The organism is Streptomyces diastatochromogenes, assembly GCF_002242805.1.
GTDB classification, from domain to species: Bacteria; Actinomycetota; Actinomycetes; order Streptomycetales; family Streptomycetaceae; genus Streptomyces; species Streptomyces diastatochromogenes.
Genome location: NZ_MCGQ01000055.1, coordinates 17371 through 40565 on the forward strand (window position 1 = coordinate 17371; position 23195 = coordinate 40565).

General features: G+C 74.7%; 13 protein-coding genes. 7 read left to right on the plus strand and 6 right to left on the minus strand.

The window, feature by feature from the left end; genetic code table 11:
• Nucleotides 1-11: 11 nt before the first annotated feature.
• Genes BEK98_RS43050 through BEK98_RS43070 form a run of 5 tightly spaced genes read right to left on the minus strand, consistent with a single transcriptional unit; the run spans nt 12 to nt 4873 of the window.
• Nucleotides 12-896, minus strand: coding sequence for a Pvc16 family protein (locus tag BEK98_RS43050; RefSeq protein WP_094222281.1), 885 nt, complete (start codon nt 894-896; stop codon nt 12-14).
• A 60-nt stretch (nt 897-956) separates the two neighbouring features.
• Nucleotides 957-1700 carry a hypothetical protein gene (locus BEK98_RS43055; RefSeq protein WP_094222282.1) on the minus strand — a complete coding sequence of 248 codons (744 nt, stop codon included), beginning with the start codon at nt 1698-1700 and terminating at the stop codon, nt 957-959.
• The gene (locus BEK98_RS43060) at nt 1693-2421 is read right to left on the minus strand and encodes a T4 family baseplate hub assembly chaperone (RefSeq protein WP_094222283.1); all 729 of its coding nucleotides are present in this window, start codon (nt 2419-2421) and stop codon (nt 1693-1695) included. Before BEK98_RS43060 ends, BEK98_RS43055 begins: the two co-directional genes overlap by 8 nt.
• A 33-nt stretch (nt 2422-2454) precedes the next feature.
• Nucleotides 2455-2979, minus strand: a complete 525-nt coding sequence (locus BEK98_RS43065) for a phage tail protein (RefSeq protein WP_004003113.1) — start codon at nt 2977-2979, stop codon at nt 2455-2457.
• Between the two features lie 34 nt (nt 2980-3013).
• Nucleotides 3014-4873 carry a phage tail sheath subtilisin-like domain-containing protein gene (locus BEK98_RS43070; protein WP_094222284.1) on the minus strand — a complete coding sequence of 620 codons (1860 nt, stop codon included), beginning with the start codon at nt 4871-4873 and terminating at the stop codon, nt 3014-3016.
• Nucleotides 4874-5459: 586 nt separating this feature from the next.
• Between BEK98_RS43070 and BEK98_RS43075 the strand changes: the two genes are divergently transcribed.
• The 7 genes from BEK98_RS43075 (at nt 5460) to BEK98_RS43105 (ending at nt 20739) form a co-directional block, all read left to right on the plus strand.
• A complete protein-coding gene (locus tag BEK98_RS43075; RefSeq protein ID WP_094222285.1) occupies nt 5460-6314 on the plus strand; it encodes a DUF4132 domain-containing protein in 855 nt (284 codons plus the stop codon).
• Complete coding sequence (locus tag BEK98_RS43080) at nt 6311-11290, plus strand: hypothetical protein (protein WP_094222286.1); 4980 nt, start codon at nt 6311-6313, stop codon at nt 11288-11290. The genes BEK98_RS43075 and BEK98_RS43080 overlap by 4 nt, the downstream gene beginning before the upstream one ends.
• 49 nt (nt 11291-11339) lie before the next feature.
• Complete coding sequence (locus BEK98_RS43085) at nt 11340-12509, plus strand: ATP-binding protein (protein WP_094222287.1); 1170 nt, start codon at nt 11340-11342, stop codon at nt 12507-12509.
• The gene (locus tag BEK98_RS43090) at nt 12506-16090 is read left to right on the plus strand and encodes a DUF5682 family protein (RefSeq protein WP_425276659.1); all 3585 of its coding nucleotides are present in this window, start codon (nt 12506-12508) and stop codon (nt 16088-16090) included. The genes BEK98_RS43085 and BEK98_RS43090 overlap by 4 nt, the downstream gene beginning before the upstream one ends.
• Nucleotides 16087-17829, plus strand: a complete 1743-nt coding sequence (locus BEK98_RS43095) for an SWIM zinc finger family protein (protein WP_167444406.1) — start codon at nt 16087-16089, stop codon at nt 17827-17829. Before BEK98_RS43090 ends, BEK98_RS43095 begins: the two co-directional genes overlap by 4 nt.
• Nucleotides 17830-18034: 205 nt before the next feature.
• Nucleotides 18035-18853, plus strand: a complete 819-nt coding sequence (locus BEK98_RS43100) for a helix-turn-helix transcriptional regulator (RefSeq protein WP_167444407.1) — start codon at nt 18035-18037, stop codon at nt 18851-18853.
• A gap of 176 nt (nt 18854-19029) precedes the next feature.
• Nucleotides 19030-20739, plus strand: coding sequence for a hypothetical protein (locus BEK98_RS43105; protein ID WP_244202227.1), 1710 nt, complete (start codon nt 19030-19032; stop codon nt 20737-20739).
• On the opposite strand, the gene BEK98_RS43110 is transcribed toward BEK98_RS43105, so the two are convergent.
• Nucleotides 20732-23149, minus strand: a complete 2418-nt coding sequence (locus tag BEK98_RS43110) for an ATP-binding protein (protein ID WP_094222289.1) — start codon at nt 23147-23149, stop codon at nt 20732-20734. The two genes, BEK98_RS43105 and BEK98_RS43110, sit on opposite strands and share 8 nt — an antisense overlap.
• Nucleotides 23150-23195 lie beyond the last annotated feature (46 nt).

Here is a 23195-nt window from a genome sequence, read left to right on the forward strand (position 1 = left end):
CCCACGTCGTCTCAGTTCTCCGCGCCCTCGTCGCCGTCCGCCGCCCGCCTTCCGGAGCCGGAGTCCGTCTCCTCGGCGGGCCGTGCGCTCCTCGGCGTCCGCTTCGCGGTCCTCGCCGGCTGCGCCGCTTTCCGCGTACGGGCGGGTGCCTTGGGCGTGGTCTTGGCGACGGCTTTGGTGGTCTTCTTCGGGGCGGGCTCTTCGGGTGCCTCAACTTCCGCGTCCGACCTGTCCACTGACGGTTCATCGGATTTCGGCTCACCCCCCGGAGGGACCGGCGCACCCGGTGCCCCGAACGGCAGCACCCGTACCTCGGACCGTTCGACCGGCTTCGCCGGTACCGGGGTCTCGCGGCCGTCGATGAAGACGAGGGAGGCCTGGTAGACCACCGACAGCGCGTACGGGGTCTGGTAGAGCATCCCCCACAGCTTCGACGTCTCGTCGACGTCCATGACCGTCGGCGTGAACCGCACCCGCTGGACCGACTCCGCGAGATTGCTGTCCGCCAAGTAGGGCTTCTCACCGGCGAGTTCGATGACGTCCTTGGGCAGGACGGGTATCTCGTGCAGGGTGCGCACCACCGAACCGATGAGCCGCTGCCCGACCAGTTCGGTCTCGTCGCCGTACGCGGTGATCAGGTACTGCAGGTCGAGTGCGGCGGCGGCACGGCGCACCAGCTTGCCGTCGGGCGCGCGGGTGGGCAGGTCGTTGTTGCGCTGCGAGGTGTTGGGGGTGATCTGGTAGAGGAAGACGGAGATGGTGGGGTCCGTCGGCGGTTCGGTGGGCGGCTTGCGCGGCTCCACCTTGACGGCCATGTCGATCTCCGGCTGCAGGTGGGACTCGATCAGCAGGGCCAGGGCCTGGCTGACATGGGCGAGGGCGAGTGCGTTGCTCATGGCGTCAGTTCCCCGGTTCCTCTCGTGTTGCCTCTCCCGCCGCTTCCACTGCGGTGCGGCTCACTCGCGCCCCCGTGCCAGGTAGTCCGCCAGGCTGAGGGCCGCCCCGGGCCGCTCCGCCGACCGGGTCGGCCGGCCTGGCCCGTTCCTCGTCGGTGACGGCCCGGCCGTCACCTCGAGCCGGCCGATCTGCACCTGCACCACCTGTTCGGGCGCCTTCCCCGGCCGGCGTGCGGCGGCCTGCCGTACGGCCTCGCGGGCGGCCGTCGTGTCCGCTGCGCTGGGCCGCGGTGCCGCGGAGACGGCGGTGGGGGGAGCGGCGCCCGTACCCGGGGGGATGGGTACGGGCGCCGCGGCGCGGTTCGCGTCCTGTTCCGGGCCTCCCCGCCCGGAGGTGCGCGGACCGGTCCGGGGCACCGCGAGCGGCCCGGGCGCCAGGGGCGCGGCGGGGCGCAGCAGCGGCGCTTCGGGCAGGGCGGTCGGTGCGGGGCGCGGTGCCGGCTCGGCGGGGGCCCGTTCCGTGTGTACGACGGTCCGCTCCCGTTCCGTGTGGAGCCGGGCCTCGGCTGCGGGCCGTGGCGCGTCCCGGTCCGGTGCGGGTGAGGGCGTGGCGGTGGGCCACAGCACGGAGTCCGTGGCGTCCGGGTCCGGGGTGCCGGCCCGTACCGCCTCGACGCGTTCGAACGGCCCGGGCAGCCGCGGCCGTACCCGGACGGTGTCCGGGGCCGGGGCGGTGTGCCGGGCGATCAGCCGGTCGAGGAAGTCGGGCTCCGCCTCGGGCGCCCGGGAGGAGGAGTCAGACATCCGCACACAGCTCCAGGTAGTAGCGGCGCCGCAGCGGGCTGAGCGCCAGGATCTCCGGCTCGCTCCAGCCGTAGGCGGTGGCGAGCAGATGGACGTCGAGGAGCAGGTCCCTGGCCCAGGCGTCCAGTTCGGTCCACAGGTAGGAGGCGATGTCGAGTTCGGCCCGGGTGGCCGTACCGCACTCGGGGCAGCCGATGCCGAGCGTGACGTCGGCGCCCGGGTCGGCGGCCTCGACGGCCTCGGCGATCCGCCGTTGCACCGGCGCCGGAAGGGCGTCGGCGGTCCTGGGCGTCCCGTCGAGCACCGCCGAGACCAGGCAGCGGGCGAGCAGCGCGGCGCGTGGGTCCGCGGTGCGGGCCGCGGTCGTCAGGTCGGCGGCGGCGGGCAGCCGGAACGTGATGTCCCAGCCGCCCTCCGTCAGCCGTACGACCGTGTCCTCGGGGCCGCCGAGGGACCGGGCGACCTCCCCGGCGTCCAGCTCGAACTCCATGTCCGCGCCGCACGCCCGGCACTCCAGCCGCACCTGCATCCGCTCCCCGAACAGGGCGCGGCGCAGGGCGAACAGATCGGACTCGCGCACGCCGACCGGCATCGCCGGCAGCGCCGCGGCGTCGAGGTCCGGGCGCGCCGTGCGGTGCAGCAGCAGGGCGCGTCCGGTGACCGTCTCGGCGAGCCCCGCCTCCCAGGTGGCCAGCAGCCCGGCCGCCCCGGTGATCGCCATGTGTTCCCCCCGGCTTCCTCACCTCACTTCACGTCAGGCCGGGTTGAGGAAGGAGGGCTCCTCGGGCTCGGGCACCTCGTAGTCCCGCTCCCAGCCCTCGCACTCGAGCTTGAGCGACTGGATGGCCACCGCGTTGGCGTTGGCGTCCAGTTCGCCGAGGACCTGGTACTCGCTGGGCCAGGTCCGGTAGAGCTTGTGCGAGACGGCGACCTGGCCGGCCTCGTTGAGGACCTGGATGACGATGTCCTTGCGGAAGTCGGCGAGGGACACCTCGGAGCCGAGGCCCGCGCCGACCTGCCAGACCTTGTTGGCCCAGCGGTCGAACTCGGGGTCGTGGGTGACCCCGCGCTCCAGGGTGATGCCCTCGAACTCGGAGCGGCCCGGCGACTTGCGCGGGGAGGACGGGTCGCCGCCGTGGCGGTGCTTGACGACCTCGGTGGTGCGCTTCAGCGGGCTGATCTTGCTGATGCCGGCGACCGTACGACCGTCCCACAGGACCAGGAACTTGAAGTTCTTGTAGGGGTCGAAACGATGGGCGTTGACGGTGAACTCTGCCATCGGATTCCTTCAGCTCTCCAAGATTTCCGTGGGCCTACAGCTCGAACTGCCCGGACGTCTGCTGGATTTTGACGATCACGAACTCCGCCGGGCGCACCGGTGCGATGCCGACCAGGACGTTCACGATGCCGTTCGCGATGTCCTCGTCGGTGGTGGTGTCGCTGTCGCACTTGACGAAGTAGGCCTCGCGCGGGGTGCCGCCCTTGAAGGCGCCCTGCCGGAAGAGCGTGTGCAGGTACGAGGAGGCGGCGAGGCGGATTTGCTGCCACAGGTTCTCGTCGTTGGGCTCGAACACCACCCACTGCAGGCCGCGCTGGAGGCTCTCCTCGACGTGCAGGGCGAGCCGCCGTACGGGCACGTACTTCCACTCGCTGTCGAGCGCGTCGGCGCCCTCCAGAGTGCGGGCGCCCCAGACCGTCGGGCCGGTCAGCGGGAAGCTGCGCAGGCAGTTGACGCCGAGCGGGTTGAGCAGTCCGGTCTCGCGGTCGGTGAGGTTGACGGTGAGCGAGTGGACGCCCGCGAGTCGTGCCTCGGTGCCGGCCGGTGCCTTCCAGACGCCGCGCTCGGAGTCGGTGCGCGCGATGACGCCCGCGATCGCGCCGGAGGGCGGGAAGGAACGCAGCCGCCCGGTGAGCGGGTCGGTGAGCTGGAGGTGCGGGAAGTAGAGGGCCGCGTGGTTGCCGCGTACGGCGTCGAAGGCGGCGACGCCGGCCCGTGCGCTGTCCACGCTGACCCAGGTGCCGGGCGCGTCGACGAGCAGGAAGATCCGCCGCTCCTGGCACAGGCGCTGGGCCGCCGAGACGACCGTGATCGCGTCCTCGGTCTTCTCGTACGCGGCCAGCTCGGGCAGGACGAGCAGGTTGACATCGGCCACGCCGCGCAGCGCCTGGATGCCGGTCTTGTCGGCCTCGGAGCCGATGAGGTCGCGCGGGCCGGGGGCCTCGCCGTCCTCGCCGCCCGCCAGCGGGAAGACGGGCGGGTTGACGGAGGCCTCCAGGCCGAGGTCGTTGGCGCACTCACCGAGGAAGCGGACGACGTCCTCGGGGTCGGTGGAGCCGGCGACCACCTGGATGCGGCGGCCGAAGGCGGTCACCTCGGCGCCCGCGAAGGCGTGCTTGCCCGGGGCGTCGGGCAGCGCGCGCAGCTTGCGTTCGAGCAGCAGCGCCAGCTCGGCCACGCTGGTGGGGGCTTCGCCGTCGCAGTCAGGGTCGTAGAGCGTGAACTCGCGCTCCACGTCGCCGATCTTGACGGTGAGGTCGACGGCCAGGTCGGGCAGCTCGTGACCGAACGGCTTGGAGACGGTGCCGGACGGGTCGGGGCGGCCCTCGCCGAGGACCTCGACGCGGATCAGCCGGGAGCCGGCGTTGATCACGGTCTGTGCGTAGCGGCCGCTGGACGGGTCCATGGACAGGCCGGTGAAGCTCTCGCGGGCCTCGCCCCGGGCGTCGTAGACCCGCAGGTTGAAGGTTTCGTCGGGGCAGGGCGTGTCCTGGTCGACGGCCACGCGCAGGCCGTTGCCCCAGAGGCCGGGCTCCTTGGCGTGCACCTCCAGAACCGGGCTGTCGCTGTGGCCCTCGGTGGACTTGAGGGTGACGCAGGCGGCCTTGCCACTGCCGGCCTTGGTGACGCGGACGACGACGGCGACGGTGCCGCCGTTGCCGAAGAACTGGTGGACCGCGTAGCCGACTGCGCTGCGCGCGCTCAGGCCGCCGAAGCGGCGCTCGAACTCCGCGAAGCTGGTGACGCGTACCGGCTCGTTGAGCGGACCCCGCCGGGTGTGACCCACGAAAGCGGTCACCGACGTGGTCAGGGTCGAGATGGTGCGGGTGCTGCTGGGAAGCTCTTCGACGTAGACGCCGGGATACGTCGGCTTGGCGGCGCTCACCGCGCTCATCGGCTTTCCCCCTCCTGTCCCTGTCTTTCGGGCACCGGACGAAGGCACCAAGAGAGTGACAGCGGAGGGACATGTTCCGGATCGGTGCGGCAAACGGCCCCGTGCGACTGGACGACGGTGGCCGAGCGCGCACCGCATCAGTTCCCCCGTCGACGCCCGGACGGTCGGTGTCCGGGTCAAGCAGTGCGCTTGCGACTCCTGATGCTCAAGTGCTCAACCCACCTTGTTGCGTCGCGAGTTGACCCAACAAGGCGTCTTCCGGCCACGCAAAGAGGAGGTTTCGTGAAGGTCAACTCGCGGGCTTCACACATCGTGCCCGCGCGCCCCCGACAGGTGGTGCACAGCTTTCCCACAGGGGGTGTCGGGTCGGCGAACGAAGCCTGCCCGGGCGGCCGTAGCCACCGGGGAGATGGCACACCGACTAGGTGGCGCACGGATCCGGGGTCCCCGGGTCCTCCTCGACTCGTACACAATCCACCGTGGCTGGTTCCGCCGGGGTGCGTGTCTCCCGGGCGCCGGACGGCGTTGTCAGTGGCTGCCCCTAGAGTTCCCGTCACTTGATCACTGCGCATGCGGGGAGGCATGTATGGGGTGGGTTGCTGCGGGCGACTACGAGGTCGCCCTCGACGGCGGGAAGGTGGTGTGCCGCAACGCGGCCGGGCGACGGCTGAAGTCCGTGCCCGCCAAGCTCGGTGACGATCCGGCGGTCGTGGGCCTCAGGCAGCTGGCCGAGTGGCTGGAGCGGCACGAGCGGCAGTGCCTGGCCGATGTGGAGCGGTGGATGGTCCGCTCGCTGCCGGTGCCGCTCGCCGTCGTCGCCCGGGTGTGGCCGGACCCCGCCTGGCAGGCCGCGCTGCGCGACCTCGTCGTCACCGGCGACGACGGACAGGTCGCCGGCTTCCTGCGGGACGCCGACCCCGAGCGCGGTCTGGGCCTCGTCGACCTGGACGGCGACACCGTCCGGGTCTCCCCCGACCTCGTCCGCATCCCGCACCCGGTCCTCCTGGACGACCTGGAGGAACTGCGGGAGTTCGCCGTCGAGCTGGGTGTCGAGCAGCGCGCCCAGCAGCTCTTCCGCGAGGTCTGGCACCGCCCGGCCGGCCTGGACGCCGAGGGCACCCAGGTGGAGGAGTACGCGGGCGGCTCGTACAAGGAACTGCGCTTCCTGCACGGCAGGGCCGCCCAGCTCGGCTACCGGGTGCGCGGCGGACACGCCGTGTGCTCCGTCCTGGAGGACGGCCGCGGCATCGAGGCCCGCGTCTGGGTCGGCGACTACGACGGCTGGGAGGAGACCGAGACCGGGTCGCTGGTGTGGGCCGACCCCGCCGGACGCGCGCTGAAGCTCGGTCAGGTGGGGCCGGTCGCCTGGTCGGAGGGCATGCGCATGGCGGCCGCGCTGTACGCCGGGCGGGACATCCAGGACGAGGAGCAGGCGGCATGAACACGTACGACGAGACCACCGCGGCCGCGCTGCTGGACGCTGGCGCCGTACTGCCCCCGGGCAGCACCGCGCGCGAGGACGCCGACAGCCTCACCGTCCGCACCTACACCCACCCCGCCCTGGACGACCGGCAGGTGGTCCGCCTGGTGCCGGGCACCCTCGGCGAGGCCGAGGACCTGGCGCTGGAGTTCCTGGGCCTGGGCCGCGAGCCGGAGACGCCCGAGGTCGGGCAGGTGCGCAAGGAGACGCTGGGCTTCCCGGCCTGGGCGCTGGTGAACGACCCGGCCAACGGCCACCACGCGCTCGCCCTGGTCAAGGACGTCGAGCGGCTCGCCCGGCAGGCCAAGTCCCGTCCCGGCCACGCCAAGGAGGGCTTCGAGGCGCTCGGCGAACGGCTCGGCCGTGCCGTGCCGCACTTCCTGCCGACCTTCTACGAGCAGGCCGCCCGGGTCTTCCTGCAGCACGAGAACACCACGTACGCGGCCGCCTTCTTCGGCAAGGCCCGCGAGGCCGAGCGGGTGCACGCGCTCACCGTGGACGAGGAGCGGCAGCGGGCGGTGTTCCTGGAGTTCGCCTTCGCCGGGGCGCTGACCGTCAAGGCCCTCAAGGAACATGTGAAGGACCTCGCCCGGCGCCTCGACCCGTGCGCCGCGTGGGCGCAGTTCCGGCAGCTGACGGTCGAGCGCTGCGCGGCCGGCATGCCGCCGTACGCCTCGCTGCCGCAGGACGCGCGGGGGCTGATCAAGGCGGCCGGTCTGAACCGGGTCACCGAGGAGTGCGGCCTGGTCGCCGACCTGATCGCCTCACCCGCCGCCGTCCGGGCGCCCGCGTCCTTCTGGAACTCCTACCGCGCGACCCTCGCGGTCCTCACCGAAGAACGGCCGGAGGTGCTGGCGCGACTGCTGGAGATCATGCCGGCCGGGCTCGGCCGGGAGGTCGAGGACGACGAGTTCTGGCTGACGCTGCTCGCGGAGTGCGGGGCCGAGCGGCTGCTGACGGACAAGGCGGCCGAGGAGTACGACGTCGATCCCGCGGACTGGCTGAGCCGCTGGGCCGCTTTCCGCAAGCACGGCGGGTCCTTCTCCCGCCGCTCGCCGGCCACGCTGGCGCTCGTCGAGCGGATGGCTCCGCGGTTGCGCGCCGACGGGCGGCCCGTGGACCTGTTCACCGGCCGCTGGCACGCGGGCGCCGACCTCGACCTGCTGGACCTGTGCGCGGCCGAGGGCGTCCCGCTCTCGGTGCCCGGCCCTGACGTGCACGTGTATCTGCCGCTCTCCGACTGGCTGAAGGACACCCGGAGCGGTCGCCGGGACCTGGTGGCCGTGGGCGCCGACCCGCACTTCCGACGCCTGCTGCACACAGCCCTCGGCACGGACAGCTCGGGCCGGCTGGACTCCGACCTGCTGAAGGCCGTCGCCGCCCACCCGGTCCTGGCCGGCGTGCTGCGGGAGTGGCTCGGCGAGGCCGCCGACGACTTCACCCGTGCGGTGGGCCTGCCGGGTGCGCGTGCCGCACTCGACCGGCTGCGGCCCTTCCGGACGGTCGCCGCCGAGGCCAACCCGGACGCCGTCACCCGTATCGCCGAGCACGAAGTCGCCGCGCTGCTGGGCCGCACCCTGCGCGCCGGCATCCTGGACGAGCTGGGCTGGCCGGCCCTGGAAGAGGCGCTGACGCTGCTCGACGGCGAGACCAGGAAGGGCGAGGACAACACCCTGACGGTCCAGGAGGCCTGGCCCGCGCTGATCCTGGTCCGCCGGCACAGGGTGATCGTCGTGGGCCCGGAGAAGATCGTCCTCGACCACGAGCTGCGCCTGCCCCAGGAACTGGAGCGCTGGCAGCGCCCCCGGTTCCGGTACGTGGACGGGGAGTTGCTGGCGATGTGGCGCCAGGGCAGCAAGCAGTACGGCTACTGGTCGGCCCGGCCCGCCGAGGTGTTCGAACTCGGCGGCGAGCAACTGCCCTCCTACTGGTCCGGCAACAACGTCGGCACGCCCTCGATCCCGTTGCCCGGCGGTGGCCGCGCCACCGGCGGACGCACACTGCACCCCGGTGACACCGTGCTGCCGCCCACCCGTACCGTGATCGGCGACGGAACCACGTACTGGCGCCAGGGCAGGCAGGGCCGGGAGACGGTGTGGCTGGAGTACGACCCGGCCACTGGCACGCACGGCCGCGCGTCCCTGCCCGCGCTGCTGCGCTCGGGTGTCCGCGAGGACGCCTCACTGCTGCACGACTTCTGCGAGGTACTGCCGCTGCAACCGGGGCTGGAAAACAGCCCGTTCGGCACCGACGGCACGGTCCTCGGTCGCTGGGTGCGCACGGAGGGCGAGGGGACCGAGGCCCGCAAGGTCGCCGGTACGCCGGACGGGCGCACCGTGTCGATACCGGCCGGCTCGAGCGCGGCCCCGCTCGGCGCACTGCGGCTGCCCGGCGGCGCCGAACCGGTCGTCGCGCAGATGTACCAGCACATCGGTCTGTTCGCAGCCGCCGACACCTCCCCGGACGGTGAACTGGGCCGGATGCCCACCGGCGAGCGCGGCAGCGAGTTCGCCGCCGGCACCCGGCTCGTGCCCCCGGTCTCCTTCTGGCACGCCCTGCGCCCCCGCGACGAGCAGGGCTCGGCGGTGCTGCGCGCCCTGACCGACGCGCAGGCGGGCGAGGTGCTGGACATCACGGCGAAGGCGCTGCTCGGACGGCAGGAAGCGCTGGCCCGCGCCGGCACGGACGAGGCCGCCAAGGCCGCCGTACCGCCCGCGGACGAGGTCGCCCTCGGTGCCGTGGCCCTCGCCCTGCCGGACGTCACCGACGGACGGCTGCTCATCGGTGTCACCGCCCTGGTGCGCGCGACCCTGCGCGTCACCGAGTCGGCCACCGCGCTCGCGACTCCTCCCAAGGAGCGGACGCACAAGGCACGCAGCGGCAGCGAGGAGATGTTCGCCGACTACAACCCCCCGAACGGCGACGACCGCACCCTGCACGACGCCCTGTCCGGTGTCGTCGGCCTGCACGGCTGGTGGTACCAGGAGCGCCGGAGCGCGCTGCGGCAGATCCGGGCGGTGAACCACGTGCTGTCCGGCAAGCCCGCCGAGGGCAGGCAACTGCGCGGCCCGGAGCGGCTCGACGCCCTCGGCGACGGCTGGCGCAGCGACGAGCGCACCATCCCCGGGATCGGCATGGTGTGGCCGCCCGTTCTGGGCGTCCTGCGGGCGCTCACCGTACGGGCCGCCTCGCCCGCGTTGACCGATGCCCAACGGGAGTCGCTGCTCCTGCTGTTCGAGGCGGTCGCCGAAGGACCGCTCGCCGCGGCCGACGGGGTCCTTCGCGAGGTCGTACTCACCGAGCCGCACGACAAGCAGGAGCGCACCGGCCAGGTGCTGCGCCGTGCCGGCCGCACGGTGGTGATCCTCGGCTGCCAGAGCATCGACAGCGAGCGGGACCGCGTCAACTGGCTGGCGCTGGAGCACGATCCGTCCGGCGCGTTCGGTGCGATCGGCCGCTTCACGCTGCAGAGTGAGGTCCGGCACGCCCCGACGATCTCCGCCGAGGACCTCGCCACCGTCGCCCGGCTGATCCGGGACAAGGGCGCCGCCCCCTGGCGCCCCGAGGCCTCCGAGGCGCTGGTGGCGGCGACCGGCGGCGGGCTGGGGCCGCTCCAGGCCACCGTGCTGCTGGCCGGTCTGCCGCAGGCGCCGAGCGCGGAGGCACTTGCCCTGCTCGGACTCAAGCCCAAGCAGAGCCAGTTCGGCCACGCCAGGGTGAACGCCCTGAGGTCCGAGGAGCGGACGGCGCTCCTGGGCGCCCTGCTGCCCGCGGACCCCGCCGACCTGTGGTCCACCGGACCGGACACGGAGGCCGCCGGCCGGGTCTGGGCCGAGCGCCTCGGCTCGCTCGTCCGCGTGCCGGAGGAACTCGCCGCCGACCTGGCCGGGACGGGCGCCGGATACGCCGAGGAGGTGCTCAACCCGTCCCGCACCCCGTGGCTGGCCCGCACCACGGTCCAGCGGCCCGACAAGGACGGCAACCTCGTCTGGGCGGACCCGAGCGCGATCCCCGGCCGGAACGATCTGACGGCCGCCGTGAACGCCCTGGCCGCGCTGGCCTACGTCCTGCCGTACGGCCACCCGCTGCGCGCGTCCCTGCCCGAGGGACTCGCCGCCCTGCGCCGCCGGATGGCCGATCCGCAGCTGCTGCTCGACCTGGACGTCGAGTGGACGGAGAAGGGCGGCTCGACCGCCGTCGAACTGCGCAAGGCCTACGGCCTCCCGGCGACCGGGGGCGCCGACGCGCACGGCAGCACGCGGGTCGGCGAGGCGATCGTGCTGCGCCCCTGGTACCAGGACACGGAGACGGTCCTGATCCGCCCGGCCGCGCTCAGCGGCCCGGACGACGCCGTGTTCGGGCTGCTGGAAGGCCTGCTCGGCGGCGCGCGCGGGAACGGACTGCGGATGCTGCGCACGCTCCTCGGCGACGAGCTGACCCGGGCGGTCGAGGCCGGCGTCGGCGCCGAAGGCCCCTCGGGGTACGCCCAGGACCCGGCCGTCAGCGCGCCCGCGCTCGTCGCCGAGGTCGCCGCTGAGCACGGTCTGGGCGAGGACGCGGCCGCGCTCTACCTCCTGCTGCTGGCCCTGCCCGACCCCACGGACCGCAACTGCGCCCGCTGGACCGGCTGGAAGCCCGCACGCATGAAGAAGGCCCGTGCGGAGCTGGCCGCGACGGGCCTGGTCGTGGAGGCCAAGCGGCAGCGCGCCGGGCGGAGCCTGTTCCTGCCCTGCGGCTGGCGCGAGCTGAAGGCGCCCGCGCTGCCGGTGGAGATCTGGAAGGAGGGCCTGTACCCGGTCCTCGACCACCGGCGGGCCCTGCCCCTGCTGCCGGTGCCGGAGCTGTTCGCCCGTGCCTGGGACCGCGTCCGCGCCGGGGAAGCCCCGGCGTACGAGGAGCTGACCACGCGGGCGACGCGCAGGGGGCGGCGCCGATGATCCCCTCCTCACCGACCACCACTCGTACCACCCCGAAGGGCACCTGCCGATGACCACCGTCCTCGTTCCCGACGCGACCCGTCAGATCGTCCCGCCGGAGGACCGGTACGCCACCGAACTGGCCTTCCTCGCCGCGTACGACGCCGGTCCGCGCCCGCCCGCCTGGTGGCTCACTCCCCGGGCCGTCGTCACCTTCGTCATGGGCAGCGGAGGGCAGGCGCTGCGCCTGCCCGAGGACGCCGAGGTGCCGGACGGGGTGCCGCGGCGCCTGGTGGTGGAGGGCAAGTTCGTCGGCGACCGGGCGCTGGTGGAGCGGTGTGTCGTCACGCTCGCCGGTGAGCGGGGCCTGCTGCTCGTCGGCGAGCCCGGCACCGCCAAGTCCATGCTGTCCGAGCTGCTGTCGGCAGCCGTCTGCGGGACCAGCGGACTGGTGGTGCAGGGTACGGCGGGGACGACCGAGGACCAGCTCAAGTACGGCTGGAACTACGCCCTGTTGCTCGCGCAGGGGCCCAGTCGGCAGGCGCTGGTGCCGTCGCCGGTGCTCACCGCGATGTCCCGGGGTGCGATCGCCCGGGTCGAGGAGGTCACCCGCTGTCTGCCCGAAGTGCAGGACTCCCTGGTGTCGCTGCTGTCGGAGCGGCGGATCGCGGTACCCGAACTGGCGGGCAGCGAGGACGCGTTGGCGCACGCGGCGCCCGGGTTCAACCTCATCGCCACCGCCAACCTGCGGGACAAGGGCGTCTCGGAGATGTCCGCCGCGCTCAAGCGCCGGTTCAACTTCGAGACCGTGGGCCCCATCGGGGACCTCGACGCCGAGACCGCGCTGGTGCGCAGCCAGGCCAGGGCGTCGGTGGAGCGGGCCGGGGCGCCCTTCCAGGTCGACGACGCCGTACTGGAGGCTCTGGTCACCGCGTTCCGGGATCTGCGGGAGGGGCGGTCGGCGGAGGGCTGGGAGGTGGAGCGGCCCTCCACCGTGATGAGCACCGCGGAGGCCGTGTCCGTCGCCGGCGCGCTGGGCCTGGCCGCGGCGTACTTCCCCGGTGACCGCGACGTGCTCGACCTGCTCCCGGGCCATCTCCTCGGTGTCGTGCGCAAGGACGACCCGGCCGACGCGGCCCGGCTGCGCGGCTACTGGGACGGTCCCGTCCGGCGCCGTGCCGAGCAGGGCTCCGCCACCTGGCGGACCCTGTGGGACCTGCGCACGGTCCTGGAGGGCTGACGGCCGTGCCCCATCCTTCGCCCGAGGCCGCAGTGCTGGCCCTCACCGACCCGGCGGCGCCGTACCTCATCGGCGTACGGCACCATGCGCCGTCCCTGGCCGCCGCCGTACCGGCGCTGCTGGACGCGGCGAAACCGGACGTCCTGCTCGTCGAACTCCCCGCTGAACTGCAGGACTGGCTGCCGTGGCTCGCCCACGAGGAGACCCGCGCACCGGTCGCCCTCGCCGCCGCGCCCGGCGACGGGGGCGGCGGTCCGGCGTTCTATCCCTTCGCCGACTTCTCACCGGAACTGGTGGCGGTGCGGTGGGCGGCACGGCACGGCGTACCGGTCGTCGCCTGCGATCTGCCGCTCGCCGACCGGGCGTGGGGCGGGGAGGGCCGCGCGGAGACCGACGGCCCTGGAAACCCGGCGGCGGAGGGTTCCGTCGCCGGGCTGGCCGGCGCCCTCCGCTCCCGTCTCACCGGCCGGCCCGGTGACGATCTCTGGGACCGGCTGGTCGAGGCCACCGCCCCGGGTTCCTCTCCGGAGGCCCTGCGGCGGGCCGCGCTGCTCACGGGGTGGGCGCTGCGCGAGGACGCGGCGGGCTCGGGCGGGGTGCCGGAGCTGGATCTGCGGCGGGAGCGGTGGATGCGGTCGTGTCTTGCCGGGGCCACCGCGAACGGGGAGCGTGCCGCCGTGGTGGTGGGTGCGTTCCACGCGCCGGCGCTGCTGGCACCGGCCGAGAACACGCCCTCGCCCGTGGCCGACGGAGCCACCCCAACCTGGACCACCTCGCTCATCCCCTACACCTACGCCCTCCTCGACGAGCGCTCCGGCTATCCCGCCGGCATCCGCGACCCCGAGTGGCAGCAGAGGGTGCTCGAGGCCGCCGGTGATCCGGCCGCGCTGGAGGACGTGCTGACCGGTGCGGCCGTGCGGGTGTGTGCCGAGCTGCGGGCGCTCGGCCATCCCTCCGGGCCCGCCGACGCCCGGGAGATCGTGCGGCTCGCCGGTGATCTGGCCCGGCTGCGGGGGCTGCCCGCCGCAGGGCGGGGCGAGTTGGTGGAGGCCGTGCAGACGGTGCTCGCGCAGGGCGAGCCGTACGGGAGGGGGCGGACCGTCGCCCGGGCGATGGAGAAGGTGCTCGTCGGCACACGTGCCGGACGTCCGGCGCCGGACGCGCCGCGCAGCGGGCTCGCTCCGGCGGTCGAGGCGGAGCTGGCCGCGCTGGGCCTGCCCGGTCCGGCGGACTCCGGCCCCGGCACCGCCCGCGATCTGCGCCTCGACCCGCTCCGCTCCGACCTGGACCGCGGCCGCGAACTCCTGCTGCGCCGCCTGACGGTGTGCGCGGTGCCGTACGCGGAGCCCAAGGAGGTCACCGGCGCGGGCGGCGCCGAGGCGCTGACGTCCCGCTGGGAGGTGCGCTGGACGCCCGCGACGGCGGCCATGCTCACCGCGGCGGGCGTCCGTGGCGTCACCCCGGCCCAGGCCGCCGAGGGTCTGCTCCGGGAACGGCGGCGCACGGAGCAGGACGAGGGCGGACCCACCGCGGCGCAGGCCCTGCGCGGCCTGGAGCAGGCGGCGGAGTGCGGACTGCCGGGCCTGACGGACGAACGGCTCGACGACACGGCCGAGGTGCTGCCGAACTCCGGCACACTGCCCGAACTGCTCGCGGGTCTCGCCCTGTTGGACCGGGTGCGCGCCGGTCACATCGCGGGACTGCCGGCCGACGGGGACCGTACGACACGGGCGGCGGCCGTGGCTGAGCTGCTCACTGCCGCCGCCGTGCGCCAGGTCGACGGCCTCACCGGCTCCGAGGACCCCGCAGACGCCCACGCCCTGCTGGAACTCGCCCACCGGGCCGACCTGTTGGGCGGCATCCGGCTCACCGACGCGCTGGCCCGCCTGGCCGCCGACGGGTCCCCGCTGATGCGCGGCGCCGCGGGTGCCGTGCGCGTGCTGCTCGGGCACGAGGAGCCGCGCGGCTTCGGTGACCGGGTGGCGTCCTGGGTGGACGGCGCCTGCGACCTCGAGACCCGGTCCGCGCTGACGGCACGGCTCACGGGATTGCTGACCGCAGCGGGCCAGTTGCTGGAGTCCGCGGCGCCCGCGCTGGAGCCGCTGCTGGGCCGGGTGTCGGAGCTGTCCGACCGGGACTTCCTGGACCGGCTGCCCGCGCTGCGGGGCGGTTTCGACACGCTCAGCCCTGCCGCCCGCGACCGGCTCCTGTCCGCCGTCGAGGAGCGCCTGGACGAACGCCACCTGGCCGACACGGGCGCCGTCGACCCCGTCGCGCTGGCCGCCTGGACCCGCGCCGACCTCGCGGCCCGCGAGGCCCTCGGTGCCTGGGGGCTGCTGCCGCCACCCCGGCAGCCGGAGGCCGTGCGGGCGGCGGCCGACGGAGCGGCCGACCCGACCTCCAGCCAGGCCGCAGCCGACGGAGCGGCCGACCACGCCTCCGGCGCAGGCCATCGGCTCGCGTCGGCTGACCACCGGCTCGCGCCGACCGACCGCTGGCGCCTCCTGCTGGGCCGTCGCACCGACCAACTGCCCAACTCCGCCCGCCCCTTGGCGACCGCACTGGACGAGCTGTACGGCAGCGGACGCGGGGAGGGCAGCCGGGGCGACCTCACCGGTGCGGGGCGCGGCGGCGGCCGGGAGGCGTCGTATCCGGGGGTGCGGGAGTGGTCCGAGGAGCTGGCGGCGCTCTTCGGGCCGGGCATCCGGGAGGAGGTGCTGGCGGCCGCCGCCGCGACCGGCCGGCCGGACGTGTTCACGGAACTCGACCCCGACACCGTACGGCCCTCGGTCGATCTGCTCCGCTCGGTGCTCCGGCACGCGGGCGGACTGCCGGAGGCCCGGCTGGCCGCACTGCGTCCACTCGTCCGGCGCCTGGTCGACGCGCTGACCCGGCAACTGGCCACGCGGCTGCGCCCGGCGCTGCACGGCACCGCGCTGCCGCGGCCCAGCCGCCGTCCGGGCGGCGGACTCGACCTGCCCCGCACGCTGCGGGCCAACCTGGCGACCGCGCGCCGTACGCCGGACGGCACGGTCCAGGTGATCCCCGAGCGTCCCGTCTTCCGCACCCGGGCCCGCAAGGCCGCCGACTGGCGGCTGGTCCTCGTCACCGACGTGTCGGGGTCCATGGAGGCGTCCACGATCTGGGCGGCGCTCACGGCCTCCGTGCTGGCCGGGGTGCCCACCCTGTCCACGCACTTCCTGGCCTTCTCCACCGAGGTCATCGACCTGACCGACCATGTCGAGGACCCGCTGTCGCTGCTGCTGGAGGTCAGCGTGGGCGGCGGCACCCACATCGCGGCCGGGCTGCGGCACGCTCGCGAACTGGTGACCGTGCCCTCACGGACCCTCGTCGTGGTCGTCAGCGACTTCGAGGAGGGCTACCCCCTCGGTGGGCTGCTCGCCGAGGTCCGCGCCCTGGTCGGCTCCGGCTGCCATGTCCTCGGGTGCGCGAGCCTGGACGACGCCGGGCGTCCCCGGTACTCGACCGGGGTCGCGAGCCAACTGGTCGCGGCGGGAATGCCGGTGGCCGCCCTCAGCCCGCTCGAACTCGCCCGCTGGGTAGGGGAGAAGATCGCATGAGCCAGGATCTCGGGAACGAGCAGCGGGTGAGCGCGGCTCTGCCGCCGGTCGCCCCGTCGGTGACCGCCGAACTCGTCGCGGCGCTCTCGCCCCGGCTGCGCAAGCGGCTCGACGCGGGCACAGCCAAACTGGCGGACCGCCCGGCCGTCCGCGACGGCGACACCGTGCGGATCGCCGTCGACGACAGTACCGACGTCGAACTCCACGCCCCCGGCGGCACGGTGACCAGCGCCGAGGCCATCCGCTGCGGCTGCCTGCTGGCCCCGGACTGCCTCCATCGGGCCGCGGCGGCCTCGGCGGCACCCATTGCGGAACCGATCGAGGTAGCCGACTCCGGTGAGGTGGAGACCGGTTCACAGGAACCGGTGGACACGACGGAGCCCGAGCGGGCCACACCCCAGCAATGCGCCGCCGCCCGCGCCGTCCACGCCGCCGCGACCGCCGTACTCGAAGCCGGTACGGACGGTTCCGGGGCGGTGCTCCAGGCGGAGCTGCTGCGCGCCGCGCACACGGCACGCCTCGCGGGTCTCCCCAGGACCGCCGCCACGGCCGTCTCCGTGGTCACCGCGCTGCGCGCCGCCCGCTCCGCCGACCCTGCCCACCGCCTGGCCGACCTCGTCACCGCGCTCCGCGACGCCCTGTCGGCGGCCCACCGCATCCCGCACGCCGAGGGCCCGGAACTGACCGAGCTGCGCGGCACGGTCCGGCAGCCGTACCGCCCGGACGGCTCGCTGCGGCTGTACGGCCTCTTCTCCGAGCCGGTGCTCACGGCGAGCGGGTACGCGGGCGCCGTCACCTGGACCGCCGACGCCGAGGGCCGCCTGTTCCAGGTGTCGGACGTGGCACCGGGCGGCGCCGGGCGGGCGACGGGCGCGGCCGACCGGGCCGTACGCGTCGGTGACACGGCGCTGACGCACCGGGAACTGTCCCGGGCGGGGCTCGCGGTGTCGGGGGCGACGGTCTCTCCGACGGGTCGGCTCGGCGCGGGCGCGGGGGTACGGGCGGTGCGCGCGTCCGGTGCCGACTGGCGCGAGGAGGCCCTGGACCGGCTCTGGGCGGTGCCGGTCGCCGACCAGGTGTCCCGTGCCCTGGGCGGTGGCCACGACCTGCTCTTCCTGGACGTCACCCTCACGGGCACGGTCCGGGAGGCGGCGGGCGACTGCCTGCTCGCCGACTGCGGGGGCGTCCCGCTGCGGCTGACCGCGGCGCACGACCACCCGGCGCTCCCCCACCGCGACAACCTCCGGCTGCTGGCCGCCGCCCGGGGCAGCAGGCTCCGGGTCGTGGCCCGGCTCGTCCCGGCCCCGCACCCCAGGGCCCAGCTGCTGGCGACCGAGCATCCCACCCTCCCGGGCACCCGCGTCGACGCCGGCCTGGACCGGCTGCTCCACGCCGACCTGCCCGCCTCCCCGGCGCCCCCGGCCGCAGCGCCCACGCCCGACGAGGCACCCGTGCACCTGCTGCGCCGACGCGTGCACCAGGCGGCCTCGGGCGGCCGGCTCGTGCTGTCCTTCCCCGGGAACACGGCGGCCGACGTCCGGCGGCTGAGCCACCACGGTCTGGCGACGGCGGGAGACCTCGTGGACGAACTCCACGCGGCCGCGGCGGAGCGCTCCCGCGATGTCTTCGGCCGGCTGCTCCCGGCGGACACCGACCGGTTCGCCCGGGCCTGGCTGGCCGCGGCCCGCTACACCGACGAGGTCGACCGCGCGCTGTGCGCGGCGGCCTGGGGGGCCTGAGGCAGGCGTAGGCGAGGGGGTGGCGGCCACGCCGGGCGGGCCGCCGATCCCCCGCACCGGCGGCCCACCCGGCGTGCGTCCGAGCAGGTCGCTGCCGCCGGGTTGAAGTCTGCGGCAGCAGGGGACGGCAGGGGTATGCGTACAAGTACGTACGCGGCGCCGGGCGGGAGGACGGCGAGCAGAAGACTCACGCGGAGAGAAACACGTGGTACACGGGCTGAACAAGGCCTACGAACGCCTGGTGGCGGTCGCCGTGGCGGCGCTCCACGAACGGGAGCCGGGGCGTCTGTGGCCGCTGCTCGGCACCGCGCTCACGGACCTGTGCGGCGGCGAGGCGGTGGTCCACAAGCTGGACGACTGGAGCGAGGACGAGGGCACCGTCGGGGTGGCCCCCGACGCCGCCGCGACGGAACTGGGCCGGCTCCGTGACGCGGACCTGGGGCTGCTGCGCGCGGGCTACCCCCTCGCCGACCACTACACGGCCCGGGCCGACCGGGCCCCGGTCACGGCGTACCGGGCGGTGGGCCGCGACTGGCCGGGCAGCGCGACGGCCCGTCTGCTCGGTGACGTCCTCGACGTCGACCACGTGCTCGGCGTACCGCTCCCCGGAAGCAGCGCCCCGATCACCGGCTGCCTCGTCTACCGCTCCGGTACGGACTTCACCGACGACCACCTCACGATGGCCGAGCGCGCGCAGCCGTTGCTGGCCGGTGTGGAGCGGCAGCGGCAGCTGCTGGAGGAGTGGCGGCGGTCGCTGGCCCCGGCCGGAGCACCGGACGAGCGGGCGGTGGACTGTGCGCTGACGCCCCGCGAGACGACCGTGCTGCTCCTGCTCGCCGACGCGCTGACGGCGGACGCCATCGGCCGCCGCCTCGGCATCTCGGCCCGCACGGTGCACAAGCACGTGGAGAACATCTACCGCAAGCTGGGCACCCGCGACCGGGTCGGCACGGTGCTGCGCGCTCAGCGGCTCGGTCTGGTCCCGTCCCCAGGCGCCCAGGAGCTCTGTGCCGGTCCTCCCTGATTGGTTACCGTGGAGCGGTCCGCCAGGAGCGAGCAGACCTGAAGGGTTGTCAGCCAACTTGCCATTTGATAGGCCGACTGTGCCCGCGAGCCGCGAGCCGCGAGCCGCGAGCCGCGAGCCGCGAGCCGCGAGCCGCGAGCCGCTGGTCCGGTGCGGAAGCCGGGGGTGCGGGCGTGGTGTCCGGTAGCCCCTTCCTGCGGGTTCCGGTAGGCCCCGACGCCCATCGCTGGCGCACCTTCCCCGCCGAGCGGACCCTGGTCGTCGCCGCCCGCACCGTCACCTCCACGGTGCGCGTCCTCGAATCGCTCCCCGCCCTGCTGCGCGACGACCCCCGGGTGAGCGTCGTCTTCGCCCACGACCCCACCTCCGCGTTCGCCGCAGGGGTGCTCGACCTCCTGCACGCGTCCGGCTGCCGGGTCATGCCCTGGGAGCAGCTGGCCCACGTCAAGGCCGACCTCGTGCTCACGGCGAGCGAGAACGTGGAGCTGCCGGAGGGCGACTGCCCGGTCCTGGTGCTGCCCCACGGCGTGGGCTTCCAGAAGCGGGTCCCGGACGCGCGCGGACCGCACGACCGGCTGTCCGGCCTCGTACCGGACGCGCTCCTGGAGTCCGGCCGGGCCTGGCTCGCCGTCTCGCACCCCGACCAGGAGCGGCAACTCCTCGCCGCCCACCCGAAGACCGCGGGCCGCACCCTCCTGCTGGGCGACCCCTGCTTCGACGAGCTGCTGGCCGGCCGGCCGCGCAGGCACGCGTACCGGGAGGCCCTCGGTGTCTCGGAGGGTCAGCGGCTCGTCGTGGTCAGCTCCACCTGGGGGACCACCTCTCTCCTTGGCCGCCACCCCGACCTGCCGGTCCGCCTCCTCGGCGGGCTCCCGCACGACGAGTACCGGGTCGCCGCCGTCGTCCACCCCAACGTCTGGTCAGCCCACGGCGCCTGGCAGATCAGGGCCCTGCAGTCCTCGGCGCTGGACGCGGGGCTGATCCTGCTGCCACCCGTCCACGCCTGGCGCTCCGCCCTGGTCGCCGCGGACGTCGTCATCGGCGACCACGGCTCGGTGACGCTGTACGGTGCCGCGCTCGGAACTCCGGTGCTGCTCGGGGCGTTCGGCGCCGACGCGGTGCCGGGAACCGCCGTCCACGACCTGGCCGCGGCCGCCCCGCGACTCGACCCGGACGCGGAGTTGAGAGCGCAGGTCGAGAGCGTCGTACGGGATCACGCTTCCGATCGGTATGCCGAGGTCGCACGCCGGGCCTTCGCCGATCCGGGGAGCGCCCTCGCGCGGCTCCGCGCGGCCGTCTACGAGCTGCTGAAGCTGCCGGAGCCCGCGTCCGCGCCCCCGCCGGACCTGTTGCTGCCCGCTCCGGAACCGGCCACCCGGACCGTCACCTCGTCGCTGGTCGTCACCGAGGTGAGCGAGGAGGGGCACGGTCCGGTCGTCACCGTACGGCGGTTCCCGGCGGCCGCGTATGCGCACGCGCAGGGGGTTCCGCATGCCGGGGACACCGCGCACCTCGCCTGCTCGGACGGTGAACGGGACCGCCGGCTGCTGGAGAGCGCCTCCGTGGTCGAGCGGGCCTGCCCTGCCGACGGCGCAGCCGAGGCCCTGCGCTGGATCCGTGGCACGGCGGCGGAACTGCCCGGCAGCCTGCTGGCCGCCTGTGCGGTGCGCGGCGGCGGCCATCTGGTGGGGCTGCGCGACGGCCGTGTGGCGGAGGTGTCCGTGACCGGTCCCCCGATCGCGCCCGGGCTCGCCGCGGCCGTCGTCTACGCGTGCCTGCGCGAGGGCCATTCACTGACCGACGCGTTGCTGACGCTGCGGGTCGGTGAGGTGCGGGACGAGGACGTGGTGCTGCGGCTGCGGCCCGCGCCTCCTGTGGTCAGCTGAGGTCCCGCAGCCGTCGGCGCACCTCCTCGGCGCCCGGGGTGCCGCTCGCCTCGTAGATCTCGATCACCCGGGTCAGCCAGGTGCGCACGCTCTCCTGATGGCGGCCGGTCCGCTCGGCGATGTCGAGGAGCGCGAGCAGGGCCTCGGCTTCGTAGTGGGTCGCGTTCTGTTCCCGCAGGGTGCCTGCGGCGGTGCGCAGCGCGTCGACGGCTTCCTCGGTGTGGCCGAGGTGGTCCTGGGCGAGGCCGATGGCCAGGTGGACGCGGGCCGCCATGCGGTGGTCGGGTTCGGGGAGGCCCAGCAGGTCCAGCCGGGCCTCGGTGAGCGTGGCCAGGGCCGTCGCGTGGTCCCCGCGGGCGTCCAGCGCGCAGCCGAGGAAGAAGGCGGCCAGCGCTTCGCCACGCCGGTCCCCGGCACGCCGGTTGAGGTCGAGGGAGTAGCGGTACGTCTCCACCGCGCGGGGCGGGTCGAAGCGGTCCAGGTAGCGGCCGAGGAACTCCTGGACGGACGCGCGCAGCAGCAGGCGGTCGGTCGACTCGGCGAGCGCGACCGAGCGCTCCAGCTCGGTGCGGGCGCGGTCGTACTCGCCCAGGTCCGTCAACGGGCGGGAGAGCAGGCTGCGCAGGCGGGCCTCGCCCGCCACGGCCTCGGCCGCGCGCTCGCCCGGGGTGTCCGGGGCCGCGGCGAGTGCGCCGGCGGCCTCGGCGCCCAGTTCCAGGGACTCCTTCCAGGCGCCCAGGTACCGGTGGTGGAGGAACAGGGCCGTGAACGCCTCGGCCAACGGCCAGGCGACGGCGTGCAGACCGTGGCGTACGGCGGCCCGCAGGACGGCCAGGATCGCGGCGCACTCGGCGTCGAGCCAGGTCAGCGGGGCGGGGCCGGCGGCGGCGGAGAAGGGGTCGGAGGCGCCCGCCAGGCGCGCGGACAGGTCGGCGATCCGGAGCCGGTCCCTGCGCAGGGCGCGGTCGGCGAGTGCGACGAGGACGAGGTAGTGGGTGGCCACCCGTTCGACCAGCGCGGTCTCCTCGCTGGCCGACTCCTCCTCGACCGCACGCTCACGGGCGTACAGGCGGACGAGGTCGTGCATGCGGTAGCGGCCGTCGCGTTCGGTCTCCAGCAGGCTCGCGGCCGCGAGTTCGCGCAGCAGCCGCCTGGCCGTGCGGGTGTCGACGCCGGCCGCCGCGGCGGCGACCCCGGTGTCGAAGAGGCCGGCCGGTACCCAGCCTAGGAGGCGGAACATGCGGGCCGGGCCGGGCGGCAGCAGCCGGTAGGAGGGTCCGAGGACGGCGGACACCGAGTAGGTGCTGCCGGGCAGGGACATGCCGTCCAGCCGGTCGGCCTCGTCCGCCAGTTCGTCGGCGAGGTCGGCCGGGGTCAGGGAGTCGTCGGTGAGCAGCCGGGTGGCCACGATGCGCAGGGCGACGGGCAGGCCGCCGCAGAGGTCGACGAGGCGTCCGGCCGCCGCCGGGTCGGCCGCCACGGTCTCCCGTCCGCACTGGTCGGCCAGCAGGGTCAGGCCGCTCTCCTTGTCGAGGGGCTTCAGCGCGATGAGTTCGGCTCCGTCGACCGCCACCAGCTCGGTGAGCCTGCTGTGGCTGGTGACGACGACCGTGCTGCCGGGCCCGCTGGGGATCAGGGGCCGTACCTGGGCGGGCAGGGTGACGTTGTCGATGAGGACGAGGATGCGCCGGTCGCGCGAGTGGGAGACGTACTGCCGGGTCAGTTCGGCGAGTGTGGCCGGGACGTGCTCGTCGCTGCGCAGGAGCGCCTTGAGGATGGCGGCGAGGGCCTGGGAGACGTCGGCACCCATGGCGGCGCCGACGGCGGACTCGTCACGCAGGGCGGCGTAGTCGACGTAGAACAGGCCGTCCGGGAACCGGTCCCGCTCCTTGTCGGCCCAGCGGCAGGCGAAGGCGGTCTTGCCGACCCCGGGCAGCCCGGCCAGCACCGCGAGGCTGACCCGGCCCGGCTCGTCGCACAGGGCGTCCATCCGGTCGAGTTCGGCGACCCGGTTGCTGAACGTGCCGGTCAGGGCCGGGATGTGGTCGGGAGGCGCGTCGCCGGCGGCCGGTCGCGCGTCGAAGGTGATGTCGTACGACGTTCCCGGCATGAGTTCGGACAGGAGGCGCCGCAGCTCCTCGGCCGCCTCGGGGTCGCTCCGCAGGATGTCGAGCAGGCGCCGTTCCCATGCGGCGGCGACCCGGTTCGCCGCCGGCTCCTCCTCGCCCCGCTCCCGGGCCGCGTCCAACTCCTCGCGGGAGGAGTCCAGTTCGTCGCCCGCACCGCGTCCCGGGCGCCGGCGGGTCACCCACCGGGCTAAGTCCTTCGTCTTCACCCAGGAGTCCGCGACCAGGAGCCCGATCAGAGCCGTGGCCCCCTGCGCGGCGAGCGTCCCCAACTCGGCGTCCACCAAGCCCCCTTCACGTCGTCCACCAGCACCGGGACAGGCGCAGCCC